This window comes from Hungatella effluvii, assembly GCF_003201875.1.
Classification (GTDB): Bacteria; Bacillota; Clostridia; order Lachnospirales; family Lachnospiraceae; genus Hungatella; species Hungatella effluvii.
Window position 1 is genome coordinate 99,645 of sequence record NZ_QJKD01000011.1, and the last position, 15,169, is coordinate 114,813.

A 15,169-nucleotide genomic window follows, 5' to 3' on the forward strand; every position below is an offset into this window, starting at 1 on the left:
GAAGATCAACCGTTTTATAAAATGCGGCAGCGTTTTTATAAGGCGGTTGAATTATTTTTGGAGAGAAAGGAAGTAAAACAATGAAAAATGTGATATCGCTTCGTGAGGTAGTGGACTGTGATGCGTTTTTGAAGGAGAAGTGCTTAAATTTCAGGATTCATCTGCGGGATGCGTGCGGAAAACAGTCCTGCTGGATTGAGCCTTTGAGTGAGTGCGGATGTGATGGCCAGTACGAGGAGCTGTACGCGGCTTTGGAGGAATTCTTTGGAAAACTGCGTTACAAGCTGGAGTACAGCGACGATAAGCTTAATTTCTGGCTTTCCAATGAATAGGAGCAGCAGGCCATGAAGTCGCGTTATAAGGGAATTGTGTTTATCGTATGCTCAGCGTTCTGCTTCGCGCTGATGAATCTGTTTGTCAGGCTGTCGGGAGATCTGCCGTCCATTCAGAAAAGCTTTTTCCGGAATCTGGTGGCATTTTTCTTTGCACTCATTCTGATGAAACGGGATCACGTGGGCTTTTCCGGTAAGAAGGAGAATCTGTGGCAGCTGATTCTGCGTTCCACGTTCGGTACCATCGGAATTCTCTGTAATTTTTATGCGGTGGATCATCTGGTGCTGGCAGACGCCTCCATGCTTAATAAGATGTCGCCGTTTTTTGCGATTCTGTTCAGCTTTCTGATTTTAAAGGAAAAGGTAAAGCCGGCTCAGGCGGTTATCGTGGCGGGCGCATTTGCCGGAAGCCTCTTTATCATCAAGCCGTCCCCTCTCAATATGGAGCTGGCGCCGGCCCTGATCGGGCTGCTGGGAGGCATGAGTGCAGGAGCTGCCTATACCTTTGTGCGGTCGCTGGGCATTCGTGGGGAGAAGGGGCCGTTTATCGTCTGTTTCTTCTCCGGATTCTCCTGTCTGGTGACGCTTCCGTACCTTCTGGTGGGGTTCCATGGGATGACGTGGGCACAGCTGGGATTTCTGCTGCTGGCAGGCCTTGCAGCGGCGGGCGGCCAGTTTGCGATCACCGCGGCGTACTGCCATGCCCCGGCCAGGGAGATCTCGGTCTACGATTACTCCCAGATCATCTTTTCCGCCGTACTGGGCTTTGTTATATTCGGCCAGGTACCGGACCGGTTCAGCGTGCTGGGGTATGTGATGATCTGCGCGATGGCGGTGGTGATGTTTCTTTATAACAACAGACGGACGATAGATCCCGGTTAAATTCGTGGATAAAATATTGATGCATGCTGCTTTGAGCTGCTCCAGTATTTTTTCTACATGCATTTCCATAATGAATAATCCCTTTTTCTTTCATAATGGATATGTTTTAGGTGACTTTTTCTTATACTGTAAGGCGGAAAGCGGAGGCTGTATTTTATGAAAAAAGTTAAGATAACCGTGACAGAGAGTAAATGCCGCAGCGGACACTGTAAAATAGGAGAGGAATATATCGTTGAGGAGCTGTGCCCGCCGATGTGCCATGAGCTTTGGAATATCCTTTATTCCTATGTGTTCGCACTGCAGAATGGGGCGGAATTGGATTATGGAGCTGTTCATGCACGGCAATTCGATGCGAAGTGTCCGGATGGCGGAAGAGTGTGCGTTCATGGAGAGGTAGTGGAGTAAGGCTGTGTAGGTAGCTCATCATTGATTTTTTACAATAGAAAATATATCCAAATTTCAGTGCAATAAAATGATAATAATAATCAATACTGATTATTGACTTTTCCAAACCCTGGATGCTATAATGTTCCTATAAGTTAGACGTAACTAACTTATAATTTCCCTATAAATGAACCATATTATTTATGGATAAATTGGCAGAAAGGAGACATAAAAATTATGTCATTAATTGGAAAAGAAATCGGAGAGTTTAAAGTACAGAGTTTTGTAAATAATGAATTTAAAGAGGTAACGAAGGAGGATGTGCTGGGAAAATGGGCTGTATTTTTCTTCTATCCTGCGGACTTTACCTTTGTGTGCCCGACGGAGCTTGAGGATCTGGCGGACAAGTATGAAGACTTTAAGAAGATTGGCTGCGAGATTTACAGCGTCTCCTGCGATACGCATTTCGTGCATAAGGCGTGGCATGACGTATCGAAGACCATTAAGAAGATTCAGTATCCGATGCTGGCGGATCCGACCGGCACACTGGCCCGTGACTTCGATGTGATGATCGAAGCGGATGGCCTGGCGGAGCGCGGTTCCTTTATTGTCAATCCGGAAGGCAGGATTGTGGCCTATGAAGTGATCGCCGGAAATGTGGGCAGAAATGCAGATGAACTTTTCCGCAGAGTGCAGGCTTCCCAGTTCGTGGCGGAGCATGGCGACGAGGTTTGCCCGGCTAAATGGAAACCGGGTGCTGAGACATTAAAGCCAAGCCTGAACCTGGTTGGGCTTCTGTAATATGACCGGGCAGTATGACGTCATCGTCGTGGGAGCGGGGCCGGCCGGATTATCGGCCGCCCTCTACGCGGCGAGGGCAAAATACCGGGTCCTCGTCCTGGAAAAGGAGAAAATGGGAGGACAGATTACCATTACATCGGAGATCGTCAATTATCCCGGCGTGGAAAAGACGAACGGCACCGAGCTGACGGAACAGATGAGAAGACAGGCGGAAGCCTTTGGCGCAGAATTTGCCATGGCGGAGGTTAAGGGGATCGATCTGGCCGGGGAGATCAAGACGGTGAAGACCGACAAGGGAGAGTACCAGGCTCCCGGCATCGTTCTGGCGGTGGGAGCCAATCCCAGAAAGCTGGGCTTTGCGGGCGAACGGGAATATCAGGGGCGCGGCGTTGCCTACTGTGCTACCTGTGACGGTGAATTTTTCACAGGAATGGATGTCTTCGTCATCGGCGGCGGATTTGCGGCGGCGGAAGAGGCCGTATTTCTGACAAAGTACGCCAAAAAAGTTACGATCATCGTCAGGGAGGAAGACTTTACCTGCGCGAAGGCCGTAGCGGACAAGGCGAAAAATCATGAGAAGATCGAGGTACACTACGAAACGGAGATTTTAGAGGCGGCTGGAGACGGACTGCTTCGGCGCGCTCGTTTTAAGGACAACGCATCCGGGAAGGAGTGGAGCTACGAAGCACCGGAAGGAACCTCCTTCGGGATTTTTGTATTTGCCGGATACGTCCCGGATACGAAATGGCTGAAGGGCCTGGTGGAGCTGGATGGACAGGGCTACATCATCACCGACCGGGACCAGAAGACGAGTGTGGATGGCGTCTACGCGGCCGGGGATGTCTGCGTAAAGAATCTGCGTCAGGTGGTGACCGCTGTCTCGGATGGAGCCGTGGCGGCGACTTCCCTGGAACGGTACGTTTCGGAGACATACGAAAAACCGGAGCTGGCCGGATGGAAAGCGGATATAGAAGAAAAGCGGACAATGAACGTGGAACACGCCTCTGTTTCTGACTTAAACGATGGTGTATTGATTACCGGGGAGATGAAATCCCAGCTTGCGGACTTATTTTCCGGGCTTCAGAATAGAATAGTCGTTGAGGGTGTCCTTGACGGCAGTCCCATGGCGGATGAAATGGAGCAGTTTCTTGATGAACTCGGCGATATTTCGGATATGGTGGAATGCAGATCCCGCCGTGAATCGGATAAGGTCAAAGAGGATGAAGAGTATCCGGTGCTCCGCATCTTAAAGGAGAACGGAGATGAGACCGGGATTCGGTTCTATGCGGTTCCGGGCGGCCATGAGTTCAATTCCTTTGTTCTCGCAATCTATAACGCGGCCGGGCCGGGGCAGCCGATTACGGACGAAGAGAGAACCCGGATCGGGAAGCTGAAGGGACCGGTGAATATAAAGATTGCGGTCTCCCTGTCCTGTACCATGTGTCCGGCCACGGTTATGGCGGCGGGCAGAATCGCCGCGGAACATGATGGTGTGGAGGCGTGGGCCTTCGATCTGGCCCATTATCCGGAGATGAAAGAAAAGTATCAGATTATGAGTGTGCCGTGTACGATCATCAATGACGGGAAGGTGGTATTCGGCAGAAAAACAGTGGATGATCTGCTGACGGTTCTGGAGGAATCCTAAAAGGAACGGGCAGACGAAAGGAGAATGAATATGGACTATCTGGAAATAGAAAAGGTTATCGGACGGGAAATCATTGACTCAAGGGGAAATCCTACCGTGGAGGCAGAGGTATGGCTCGCAGACGGAACCATCGGAAGAGGCGCGGCGCCGAGCGGTGCGTCTACCGGTGAATTTGAGGCTCTGGAGCTGAGAGATAAAGATAAGAAACGTTTTGGCGGAAAAGGCGTCAGGAAGGCTGTGGAAAATATCAATACGGTCATATCCGGTGTCCTGACAGGCATGGATGCGTCGGATATTTACGCGGTCGATCACGCCATGATCCAGGCGGACGGAACGAAGGACAAATCAAAGCTGGGTGCCAACAGCATTCTGGCGGTCTCCATCGCCTGCGCGCGGGCCGCGTCTATATCCATGGGAATCCCGTTATACCGTTTTCTGGGCGGAATTTCAGGAAACAGGCTTCCGGTACCGATGATGAATATCTTAAACGGCGGCGCTCATGCGGCGAATACCGTTGATGTACAGGAATTCATGATTATGCCGGTTGGCGCTCCCACATTCCGTGAGGGACTCCGCTGGTGTACCGAGGTATTCCACTGTCTGGCGTCTATTTTAAAAGAGAAAGGCCTGGCTACCTCTGTCGGTGACGAGGGTGGTTTCGCTCCGGACTTAGGAAGCGACGAGGAAGCCATCGAGCTGATCTTAGAGGCGGTAAAACGCGCCGGATATGAACCGGGACATGATTTCGTTCTGGCTATGGATGCGGCTTCCAGTGAGTGGAAGAGCGGAAAAAAGGGCGAGTACCTGCTTCCGAAATGCAAGAAGCATTTTACTTCGGAGGAACTGATCGGACACTGGAAACAGCTCTGTGAGAAGTACCCGATCTGGTCCATCGAGGACGCTCTCGACGAGGAGGACTGGGAAGGCTGGAAGAAGCTGACGGCCTCTCTGGGCAGCAAAGTACAGCTGGTCGGCGACGACCTCTTCGTAACCAATACAGAGAGACTGAAGAAGGGAATCGATTCCGGATGCGGCAATTCCATTCTGATCAAGTTAAATCAGATCGGTTCCGTGTCGGAGACGTTAGAGGCCATCAAGATGGCTCATAAGGCCGGATATACGGCGATCGCTTCCCATCGTTCGGGTGAGACGGAGGACACGACCATTGCAGACCTTGCGGTGGCTCTTAATACGTGCCAGATTAAGACAGGCGCGCCCAGCAGAAGTGAGCGTGTGGCGAAGTATAACCAGCTTCTCAGAATTGAGGAAGAGCTGGGCGAGACGGCTGTTTACCCTGGAAGAAATGCATTCTGCATCAAACGGTAAAATGCGGCCAGTAAATTAAGAAAATAAAGAGAACGGCTGACAGAAGACATCTTCTGGTTCCGAGAAAACGGAATGGAAGAGGCGGCTTCTGCCTGCCGTTCTTTTTATGGATCGTCCTGATGAATGCGGCTGAGTGAAGGCTGCATCTGCATTTCAATGTGACATTTGCCGCAGACTATGGTAAAATGAAAGGAAAATTGGTTGAAATACAGAAGTTGGAGGCACTATGGTCTGGATTTATCGCGCTTTTTTTGAACCGGGGACAGGGAGCAATAAGAGGGAGAAAGAGCATGAGCAGGGACTTTTGCTCCTGCGGAGAGCCTTAAGGGAGCAGTATGGGATGGACTATGGAGATGGCCGAAAGCCGGTTCTGATTGAGGGAGCGCACGGAAAGCCATACTTGAGGGAGTATCCGCAGATTCAGTTCAATATCAGCCACTGTATGGGACTGGCCGTGCTTGGTGTCGGGGAGTGTTCCGTGGGAATCGACGTGGAATATGTGCGTCCGTACCGGGAGCCGCTTTTAAAGAGAGTGCTTTCTGCGGCTGAGCTCCGACAGATGGAGGCAGCGGGTGAAGCCGGGCGGGAGGAGCTGTTCTTCCGGTTCTGGACTCTGAAGGAAAGCTACGTGAAAGCGGTGGGATGCGGTATTACTGTGCCTCTGCAGGACATCTCCTTCCAAATTGGTGATGATGGGGGAATTACATGTGAAAAGACCGGATGGAAGTTCCGTCAGTGGATTCTGGCAGGGGGGTATGTGTTATCGGCCTGTGTATCGGGGGAAGGGGAAATTCGTCTGGCAGAACAGGAGGAACGGCCTTGAACGGTGAGAAAAAGGACTTGCGTTACAGCAGAACGGACAGGCTCCTGCAGGAGGCATTTTTAGAGCTTTTGAAGGTCAAATCCGTCGACCGGATTACGATCAGGGATTTGACGGAACGGGCGGGGATCAACCGCTGTACGTTCTACCACCATTACCAGGATATCTATGATCTGCTGGAACAGATTGAGGATGGGGTCATGGAGCACGTGCTGGAAATGATGCGGGGCTTCCATCCGAACCGGGAAGAGGATGTCAGCCGCCGTTATTTTGAGTGTTTCTGTCAGTATATCTATGAAAACCGGACCGTATACTGCGTGCTGACCAATGGCCAGGAAAGCCGGTTCATCAAAAAGCTCCTGAGGATGATCTCGGAATATATGGCGGGATTATCTGGGAAGGAGAATGACGGCGACAAGCTGAGCCGTGAGTACGCGGTTGCCTATTCCATCGGAGGCGTAGTGGGCGTCCTGCATAAGTGGATGAAAGAGGATTTTGAAAGCCCTCCCGAGGTGGTGGCCGGATTTATCAGCAGCGTATTTCTAAATGGGATGAAGGATATTCTGTGAGAATAGTAATAGAAGTCAGGAAAGAAGCGGTTTCGGGTATGATACTCCCGAAACCGATTCTTTCAAGTATCTGCATTCACTCATACGCTGCAGAAGCGTTTGCCTTTTGTGACACGGCGTAATGTTCGATATAGTGCAGTGCGTCTCCTACCGTTGTAATCTCGAGTAAATCACTGATGTCCATCTCAATCTGAAAGTGCTCTTCGATGTCTCCGATCATCGCTATAAAATCCAGAGAGTCAAATTCTAAGTCTTCAACGAAGCGGGAATCTCTGGTGATGGATTCCGGGCTGACATCCACATACTGGGTGACGAGTTCCTTTAACTGCTTATACATATTCATTCCTCCCTGATTCGCCGCCGGAAACTGTCCGATGGTTTGAATTTGAGTCCAAGTTTAAGCAGATTTCCTTCAAATATCAAGCAACAGATTGGAGAAACTGTTGCTTAAACAACAGATTTGGGAAAGTGTTGCATATTGTCTCCTCAGAAAATGATCCTGACGTAGAATAAAGAGTCCGGTTCCCTGTGTATTATTCCTATTGACTGAGTACCTCTGCGTTGATGCCCATAATTTTCAGATATCCGTCTTCCGCTAAGGAAAAGAAGAGACCGGGCGATCCGGATTCACTGCCTACGAAGATGCCTGCCTGTGACGGTGTCAGACGATCGGGATCGACACCGGCGACCGCCTGAAGCATGGCGTCTGTAAAAATGTCGTCCTTCTGGGCCTTCAGACCGGCGGCATCTGCGACATCCAGCCCCTCCGTGTTGGCTTCTGTCGTCACGTAAACGGGATAGGCGCAGAGCTGAGCCAGCGCTTCGATATCGCGCTCCGAGAAAATATGCTGAATCTGTTCGGCAAAGCCTTTATAGTCCGATTCTTCCAGGGACGCGGCCTGGCTGCCGGGGACTTCGGCATTCGCTTCTGCTTGGCGGGGGCGGTCGGAGTCTGCGCTGTTGGTGTTATCGCTGCCGTAACTGCTGCTGCCGGAACTGCCGCTGTCGGAACTGCCGCTGCCAGAATCTCCAGACTTCCCATCGGACTGATTCTCCGCAGATATGCGCTGAGTCATCAGCTGTATCTTTTCGGCGGAAGCGCTGCCGTTTCCGGCCTTCTTCACTTCCGACTCCCTTAGATCGATCGTCACCTCATCTCCGGCCAGCAGATCGCCCAGTTTTATCTCCGTCAGTTCTTCTGTGTCGAGGCCGTAGTAGGATAGCTGGGCGTGGGAGCAGTCGATAAAGCAGCGTTCCCCGAACAGGGAATCGCCGCTTGCGCCGCCATTATCCGCATCCTTTACGTAAAGTCCGTTCCGGCCTTCATCGGTTTCCAGAACAATGGCATTATTGCCGAGATGGAGCGGGTCTTCTTTAGGCTGGCAGCCCGTCAGGCACAGCAGGGCCGCTGCGGCCGCCGCGGCAGTCAGTAAGCGGATATTTATCATAGGGCAGGTTCTCCTTTGTAATGACAGGTTTGATCAGTTTATCTGATCCGTTACCTTCATTTTAAGGTCTGTCCATACCGATGTCAACCGAAGGTTTTCGGGAGGACTGTTTTAATGGGAACCGGCTCTCTGAGATCATGAGCCCGGCCAGTGTCAGCACGATTCCGCATACGGACTGCCAGGTGATGACCTCGTGCAGGAAGATTAAGGAAGTGATGACTGTAATTACCGGAACCGCGTAAATGTAGACACTCGTTTTTACAGAGCCCAGAGCCCGTACCGCGAAGTTCCAGGTGACAAAGCAGAGCGCGGAAGCGCCGAATCCCAGGAAGAGAATATTGAGCGCGTTCTGCATCAGCATGAAACGAGCCGGAGCGATCCGGAAAGGCAGGAAGAACAGAGCCGGTACCATGAAAAGGAGGCCGTAGAAAAAGGTTCTGCGGGTGCTCTCGATGGTTCCGTACCCATAGCTTCCGATCTTTTTCGTGAGTATGGAGTAGGCCGCCCAGGTGATGGCCGCCGCCAGGGCCAGGAAATCTCCTTTGGGGCTCAGCTGTACGCCGGTATCCTTTTGGAAGCTTAAGAGGGAGATTCCAAGCATGGCCGCCGCGAAGCCGGTTAAGAAACGGCGTCCCGGTTTTTCTCCCTTCATGAACAGCCAGTCGAAGAGGCTGGTGAAGAACGGGGCCACGGAGATGATAATGCTTACGTTGGCCGCCTGGGTCAGGGTCAGCGCGAAGTTTTCCATGAGGAAATAGAGGGTGACGCCGCAGAGGCCGGCCGCTGCGAAGAGCAGCTCCGCTTTTCTGTCTCCGGTATGGAGGAGGCGGGGGGCTGCGATCCACAGTGCTGCGTATCCGATAAAAAAGCGGAAAAACAGGATTTCCAGCGGTGTAAAGGATACCAGCAGAACCTTGGTTGAGATAAAGGTGGTTCCCCAGATGAAGATGGTGACGGCGGCCGCAAGATGGCCTGTCATGTTAGACTTTTCTGACATTTGTTTATTCCTCCGTGTCGGCAGTGGTGTCCCTGCCGGATTCTGTAAATATTTTCTGATACTGCTTCGGAGTCAGCCCTGTGAAATCCTTAAAAAAACGGGTGAAATGACTCTGGTCGGTGAAACCGGCCCTGGCGGCCGCGTCGATGGGAGGTACCGCCTGCTCTAACAGCTTCTTCGCCTCTTCTAAGCGGATGGACTGGAGATAGCGGTACGGGGATACTCCCGTCTGCTTTGTAAAGGTATGGAGCAGCCACGATTTGCTCAGATGAATCTGTTCGGTCAGCTCTTCCAGCGTGATATTTTCGGAATAGTGTTCCTTTAGATATTCACACGTATCGGCGATGGCGCTGTCCAAAAAGACTCCGTTATGCTCTTCGTAAGGAGTGCTGTGCTCCTTAAGGATCTGCTCCAGCAGGAAAAAGAATGCTTCCTCTTTTTCAAAGGGGGACGCGTCGGTTACGATGGCATTGTAGACATCGGCCAGCGATGTGGTGATATCGCTGTGATAGACTACATTTACGGTGAATTGTGGGACAAATTCTTTTCCCGTGATGTCGGCGGCCGCCTTTTTCATGACAGGCACGGGTATGTTTAACGCCCTGTAGTCCAGCAGCTCTCCGTTCATGGGAGAACAGAAGTGATTGTCTTTGGGATTAAAGAGGATCAAATCCCCTCTCGACAGATCGTACTCGGATCCGCGGCACCACAGATGGCGGCAGCCGCCTTCTATAAAGCCGATGACGTAGCATTCGTGAAAATGATTGGGGAATTTCTGTACGATGCCGCTTAGCTGGTATGCCTCGATACCGAGACAGCTGTCGTAGAATATATGGCGTTGTTCCTGAGATGTTGTCATGGCGTACTCCTTTCAAACTTTTTTGATTTTATCACAATAAAGTAAAAAAGTCTTGTATGATGTTGCAAATCTAGTACTGCGTTGCATAAATTCCTTAACTTTACAGGTTTACTTATGAAATCCTGAAAAACTGGAAAGAATTCATTAGAAAGAGAGTGACAAAAGATTGAAAATTTGAGAGTAACGGTAATATGGAGGAACTGCACATGAAGACCATGACAGATAATTTTATGATTTCTTTTTTACAGCGATTTGACGAGCACCCGTTTGATGTGAAGATCCATGGGAAAACCCATCATATCGGAAATGGAAATCCGACCTTTGTGGTGGATTTAAAAGAGGATATCGAGGGGAAAGAGCTTTTGACGAGCACCTCCCTGGCGCTGGGCGAGGCTTATATGAAGGGAAATTTAGAGGTGGAAGGGGATTTGTTCGAGGCTCTGGACTCATTTTTGGGACAGATGGACCGATTCTCCACAGACCGGTCCAAATTAAAGAAGCTGATGTTTACCTCCCAGTCAAAGAAGAATCAGGAGAAGGAAGTCACCTCCCATTATGACATCGGCAATGATTTTTACAGCCTGTGGCTGGATGAGACCATGAGCTATTCCTGCGGTTACTTTAAACATGAGACCGACACCTTATACGAGGCGCAGTGCAATAAAGTGGAACGTATCCTGGAAAAACTCTGTTTAAAGAAGGACATGACCCTGCTCGATATCGGATGCGGCTGGGGGTATCTGCTGATCCGGGCTGCGAAGGAGTACGGTGTGAAGGGGCTTGGGATCACCTTAAGCCACGAACAGCAGAAGGAATTCGAAGAGCGGATCGAAAAAGAGGGATTGACGGGACAGATTGAGGTAGCGCGGATGGATTACCGTGAGCTGGAGAAGAGCGGCAGACAGTTCGACCGGGTGGTCAGCGTCGGGATGCTGGAGCACGTGGGACGGGCGAATTACGAGCTGTTCGTAAAAAATGTGGATTCCGTGTTAAAGCCGGGCGGGCTCCTTCTGCTTCACTATATCAGTGCGCTGAAAGAGTATCAGGGGGACCCGTGGATCAAGAAATATATCTTTCCGGGCGGCATGGTGCCAAGCCTTCGGGAAATAATCCATTTATTCGGCGACTACCGGTTTTACACCCTGGACGTGGAAAGCTTAAGACGCCACTACTATAAGACTCTGCGCTGCTGGGAACAAAACTTCAGCGGCCACAGGCAGGAGGTGGAGGAGAAGATGGGGACTGAGTTTGCGAGAATGTGGGAACTCTATTTAAGCTCCTGTGCCGCGACCTTCCACAACGGTATCATCGACCTTCATCAGATCCTTGTCTCCAAGGGCGTAAACAACGAGCTGCCCATGACGAGATGGTATTAACTGGAAATGAGGAATTCTCTCAAAAAAAGTGGTTGCATTTTTAGTTAGCATATGCTAATATGTATACAGTTAGCAAACACTAACTACATGTGAATATTCTATACTGTGAGCACTTAGTGAGGTCTTTCACGAACTTAGTGCGAGCCATACCTGAGTACTTAACGAGATCTTTCACGAGTTTAGTACGAACGGTATACATTAACCCTCTGGGTTTTCCTTCATTGACCCGTGAAGGAATCATGACTCCTATGAGAACCGTCTCTGTTACCGCATGACAGAGGCGGTTTTTCATGTCGTACGAAAGGGGGGATGCGCACTCCGCGCTAAGGAAATATGGCCGATGAAGCGACCGCATTCCGGCGCGCGAGTCCGGTTTACCAGACTCTTTATTCTGTCCCGTAATGATGTCCGTCAGCATCGGAGTGTTTCAATCTTGTGTATTGATATGCAGAAGAAATAATGATAAAATAGTGAAACAGTATGAGAAAGCAGGAATTGATTGCAGATTTTTGAAAAGGAACTGCCAGAAGGGATAGAATCAGAAAGGATGGAATACAGATGAAAAAGGTACTGATGATGATTCAGGAATCATGTCCTTACTGCCGGCAGGCACTGCGCATGATGGATGAACTGAAAGCGGAGCGGCCGGAGTTTAAAGCAGTCGAGGTGAAAATTGTGGATGAGAACAGGGAGAAGGCGTTTGCGGATTCCCTGGACTACTGGTATGTACCGACGTATTTCGTGGATGGAGTAAAGGTGCATGAAGGTGTGCCGACCGTGGACAAAGTGCGGAAGGTTTATAAGAGAGCGCTTGACCTGTGAGAGGAGGGCCGGGAAGCGGGGGAATTTGCTGCTGACTGAGCGATCGTATGGTATGATTCCCGTGGACATCGAGTGACTGGATAGAAAGGTACATAATTGTGACGTTATATGAGTAAAGGGAAGAAAAACTGGCTGATGATCCTGATTTATGCGGGACTTATAGCTATGTGCCTCGGCATCGTTTGGTTTGTGGGAAAGATCTCCTCACCGACAAAACCGGGCAGAGAAAGCAGCAGCGAGACGACGATGGTGCAGACTGGAGAATCGCAGGAAGAGGAACGTGAAGAGGAGGAGATCGAGAGCGCGGAGGCGACTCCATCCGAGGCGGAGACACAGGAAGAAAGCAGACAGCAGGACGAAAGCAGGAGATGGTACGGCGGTCGCACAGAGACGGACCGGCCGGAGATGGAGGAAGAACTGCCGGTGGAAGAGTATCGGCCGCCGTCCATAGTAACGGTCTCTGATATCCATTATTTCGCCCCAGCCATGACCGATTACGGCGAGGCGTTCGACGAGATGGTGAAGCGGGACGATGGAAAGCTGATTCCTTATATTTCCCAGCTGATGGATGTGTTTACGGAAGAGATGACGGAGCGTCAGCCCGATGCCGTAATTCTGAGCGGTGATTTAACATTGAACGGCGAAAAGGGTGCTCATGAGGCGCTTGCGGAAAAGCTGAAGGTGCTTGCGGACAAGGGCGTGCGGGTCCTCGTGATTCCGGGAAATCACGATATCAATAATCCCAACGCTGCCTCCTATTTCGGAGAGGTGAGGGAGGCGGCGGAATCGGTCAGCGCGGAGGAATTCCTGGACATTTACCATGAATTCGGATACGACCAGGCGATCAGCAGAGATGAGACATCCTTAAGCTATATCTGTGAGCTTGACGAGAAAAACTGGCTTATGATGCTGGATTCCGCCCAGTATGAGCCGGTGAACCTGGTGGGAGGAAGAATACGGAGCACTACCGTCAAATGGATGGAGGAGCAGCTGGAAGCGGCGAAGGAACTGGGGATCTCGGTAATTCCCATTGCCCATCACAACCTGCTGAAGGAGAGTATTCTGTATCCTGTGGACTGCACCCTGGAAAACAGCGATGAGGTTATAAAACTGCTGGAACGGTACCGTGTGCCGGTCTTCATCAGCGGCCACCTGCATCTGCAGCGGACCAAGAAATACAAGCCTGAGCCGGGAGAACCGGAGGATGCCTACCATATCAGTGAGATCGTGGCGGATTCCTTTGCCATTCCGCCCTGCCAGTACGGAATCCTGTCATGGGGAGACGGCGGGCAGCTTCGCTATACGACGAAGGAAGCGGATGTGGAGCGTTACGCGGCGGCTCACGGCCTGACAGATGAAAACCTGCTGAATTTTAAGGAGTACGGAACCGATTTCCTGGTGGGAGTGATAAGCCAGCAGATATATAAGAAGATGAGCAGTCTGCCGGAGGAGCATATGCGCAAGATGGCGGAGCTGTACGGCCAGCTGAACCGTGATTACTGCGCCGGGACGCCCATCGACGTGAAAGAGATAAAATCAGATGAGGCATTCCGCTTATGGGAGCGTAACCTTCCGGACAGCCGGATGTTCGAGGAGATCGACGATATCCTGCGCGATACCAGGAAGGATCACAATACGTGGGATTTCCCGTAACAGTTCACTCCCCACCAGGGGCACCGCAGTCCGGTTCGACCGGGCAGGCTTCCTCAGCCTTTCCTGTGACTTTGCAGGGTATTAGAAGTTCTTAACGCGCAAAATTTTTCGTTCAGGTGAAATTTCCACTTGTCTGAGCGTAGCGAGTTTGGGAATTTCTCCTGGTTTTTAGAAAAATTCTGCACGTTTAGAACTTCTTATGCCCGAAACCGGAACTGGAAAGGCTGAGGAAGCCTGCCCGGCCGAACCGGACTGCGGTGCCCCTGGTGGGGAGTGAACTGTTACGAGTTTCTGGGAGAGTGGTAAAAACTTCCTTTACAAATTATTTCATATCGTGCTATAATGATGAAATAAAATTACATGCGTAACAGGAACGGAGGAAGAGGAGCCATGCAGGATCATATCAACGTTTCGGGAGTCCTGTGTTCTTCTTACGATACCTTTTTTGAGGCGGAAAAGAAGATTGCGGATTATATACTGGAGCATAAAAGTGAAATCATCGATATGACTGTCGCGGAGCTGGCTTTGGCAAGCGGAACCAGCGACGCGACGGTATCGCGTTTTTGCAGGCGCTGCGGATTTAACGGTTTTCATCATTTAAAGATTACTCTGGCGAAGGAGGTGGCGGAGGAACGCGGGAAATCCGTGGAGGTATCCAACGATATCAGCCGCGATAATATCGCGCAGTCCCTCCAGAATATCCTGGCCAACAAGGCGGCGGAGCTGACACAGACGGTGTCCATGATGGATCCGGTTCAGCTGGGAAAGATCCTGGAACTGATAGAACATGCCCGCACGGTGCAGCTGGTGGCTGTGGGGAATACGATTCCGGTTGCCTTAGACGGCGCCTTCAAGTTCAATCAACTGGGCATTCATGCGGTATCGGGTACGATCTGGGAGACACAGATGGCGTTTACCTGCAATTTGGGGCCGGAAGATGTGGTGATCATCCTATCTAACTCCGGTTTTTCCAAACGGCTGATGACGCTTACCGCAGTGGCGAAGGAGAATCATTGCAAGATGATTGCGATTACCAACAACGCTGCCTCGCCGCTGGGTCAGGCCAGCGATTACCATATCACAACGGCGACCAGGGAGAAGCTGCTTTTGGGTGAGTTCTGCTTCTCACGGGTATCGGCCACCATGGTGGTCGAGATTCTCTATTTGTTCCTGGCCGTGAGCAAGAAGGACTCATACGACCATATCCGACGCCATGAGATCGCGATTTCCGAGGATAAGAATAACTGATCCGGCG

16 protein-coding genes are annotated in these 15,169 nt (G+C 50.9%); 12 read left to right on the plus strand and 4 right to left on the minus strand.

All coding sequences use genetic code 11. The features are described from left to right. The first annotated feature begins 80 nt into the window (after positions 1–80). The 8 genes from DFR60_RS19680 (at position 81) to DFR60_RS19715 (ending at position 6,759) form a co-directional block, all read left to right on the plus strand. Positions 81–332: an RDAC family protein gene (locus DFR60_RS19680; protein WP_002603419.1), complete on the plus strand. Its 252-nt coding sequence runs from the start codon at positions 81–83 to the stop codon at positions 330–332. A gap of 12 nt (positions 333–344) precedes the next feature. Next, positions 345–1,214, plus strand: coding sequence for a DMT family transporter (locus DFR60_RS19685; RefSeq protein ID WP_110324421.1), 870 nt, complete (start codon positions 345–347; stop codon positions 1,212–1,214). Positions 1,215–1,370: 156 nt separating this feature from the next. Beyond that, positions 1,371–1,619 (plus strand): TIGR04076 family protein, encoded by a 249-nt coding sequence (locus DFR60_RS19690; protein WP_110324422.1) that lies wholly within the window; start codon positions 1,371–1,373, stop codon positions 1,617–1,619. Between the two features lie 216 nt (positions 1,620–1,835). Then, positions 1,836–2,399 carry an alkyl hydroperoxide reductase subunit C gene (ahpC, locus tag DFR60_RS19695; RefSeq protein WP_002603421.1) on the plus strand — a complete coding sequence of 188 codons (564 nt, stop codon included), beginning with the start codon at positions 1,836–1,838 and terminating at the stop codon, positions 2,397–2,399. Position 2,400: 1 nt separating this feature from the next. Continuing rightward, positions 2,401–4,044, plus strand: coding sequence for an FAD-dependent oxidoreductase (locus DFR60_RS19700; protein ID WP_110324423.1), 1,644 nt, complete (start codon positions 2,401–2,403; stop codon positions 4,042–4,044). A gap of 30 nt (positions 4,045–4,074) precedes the next feature. After that, on the plus strand, positions 4,075–5,370 hold the full coding sequence (gene eno / locus DFR60_RS19705) for a phosphopyruvate hydratase (protein WP_002603423.1): 1,296 nt from the start codon (positions 4,075–4,077) through the stop codon (positions 5,368–5,370). 226 nt (positions 5,371–5,596) lie between these two features. Beyond that, positions 5,597–6,193 carry a 4'-phosphopantetheinyl transferase family protein gene (locus DFR60_RS19710; RefSeq protein ID WP_110324424.1) on the plus strand — a complete coding sequence of 199 codons (597 nt, stop codon included), beginning with the start codon at positions 5,597–5,599 and terminating at the stop codon, positions 6,191–6,193. Further along, the gene (locus DFR60_RS19715; RefSeq protein ID WP_025530615.1) at positions 6,190–6,759 is read left to right on the plus strand and encodes a TetR/AcrR family transcriptional regulator; all 570 of its coding nucleotides are present in this window, start codon (positions 6,190–6,192) and stop codon (positions 6,757–6,759) included. Before DFR60_RS19710 ends, DFR60_RS19715 begins: the two co-directional genes overlap by 4 nt. A 76-nt stretch (positions 6,760–6,835) precedes the next feature. Here DFR60_RS19715 and DFR60_RS19720 read toward each other — a convergent pair whose 3' ends face one another. The 4 genes from DFR60_RS19720 to DFR60_RS19735 all read right to left on the minus strand — a co-directional run bounded on the left by DFR60_RS19720 (position 6,836) and on the right by DFR60_RS19735 (position 10,063). Beyond that, positions 6,836–7,096 carry an acyl carrier protein gene (locus DFR60_RS19720; RefSeq protein ID WP_002603426.1) on the minus strand — a complete coding sequence of 87 codons (261 nt, stop codon included), beginning with the start codon at positions 7,094–7,096 and terminating at the stop codon, positions 6,836–6,838. Positions 7,097–7,298: 202 nt separating this feature from the next. Beyond that, the gene (locus DFR60_RS19725; RefSeq protein ID WP_110324425.1) at positions 7,299–8,207 is read right to left on the minus strand and encodes a hypothetical protein; all 909 of its coding nucleotides are present in this window, start codon (positions 8,205–8,207) and stop codon (positions 7,299–7,301) included. Positions 8,208–8,268: 61 nt separating this feature from the next. After that, positions 8,269–9,204 (minus strand): DMT family transporter, encoded by a 936-nt coding sequence (locus tag DFR60_RS19730; protein WP_002603428.1) that lies wholly within the window; start codon positions 9,202–9,204, stop codon positions 8,269–8,271. Between the two features lie 4 nt (positions 9,205–9,208). Then, positions 9,209–10,063 (minus strand): AraC family transcriptional regulator, encoded by an 855-nt coding sequence (locus tag DFR60_RS19735; RefSeq protein WP_110324426.1) that lies wholly within the window; start codon positions 10,061–10,063, stop codon positions 9,209–9,211. Between the two features lie 206 nt (positions 10,064–10,269). Here DFR60_RS19735 and DFR60_RS19740 point away from each other — a divergent pair, with 206 nt between their 5' ends. The 4 genes from DFR60_RS19740 to DFR60_RS19755 all read left to right on the plus strand — a co-directional run bounded on the left by DFR60_RS19740 (position 10,270) and on the right by DFR60_RS19755 (position 15,162). Then, positions 10,270–11,439 carry an SAM-dependent methyltransferase gene (locus DFR60_RS19740; protein WP_110324427.1) on the plus strand — a complete coding sequence of 390 codons (1,170 nt, stop codon included), beginning with the start codon at positions 10,270–10,272 and terminating at the stop codon, positions 11,437–11,439. A 558-nt stretch (positions 11,440–11,997) separates the two neighbouring features. After that, positions 11,998–12,261: a thioredoxin family protein gene (locus tag DFR60_RS19745; RefSeq protein ID WP_110324428.1), complete on the plus strand. Its 264-nt coding sequence runs from the start codon at positions 11,998–12,000 to the stop codon at positions 12,259–12,261. A gap of 108 nt (positions 12,262–12,369) precedes the next feature. Then, on the plus strand, positions 12,370–13,914 hold the full coding sequence (locus DFR60_RS19750) for a metallophosphoesterase (RefSeq protein WP_167437657.1): 1,545 nt from the start codon (positions 12,370–12,372) through the stop codon (positions 13,912–13,914). 390 nt (positions 13,915–14,304) lie between these two features. Next, on the plus strand, positions 14,305–15,162 hold the full coding sequence (locus DFR60_RS19755) for a MurR/RpiR family transcriptional regulator (RefSeq protein ID WP_110324429.1): 858 nt from the start codon (positions 14,305–14,307) through the stop codon (positions 15,160–15,162). Positions 15,163–15,169 lie beyond the last annotated feature (7 nt).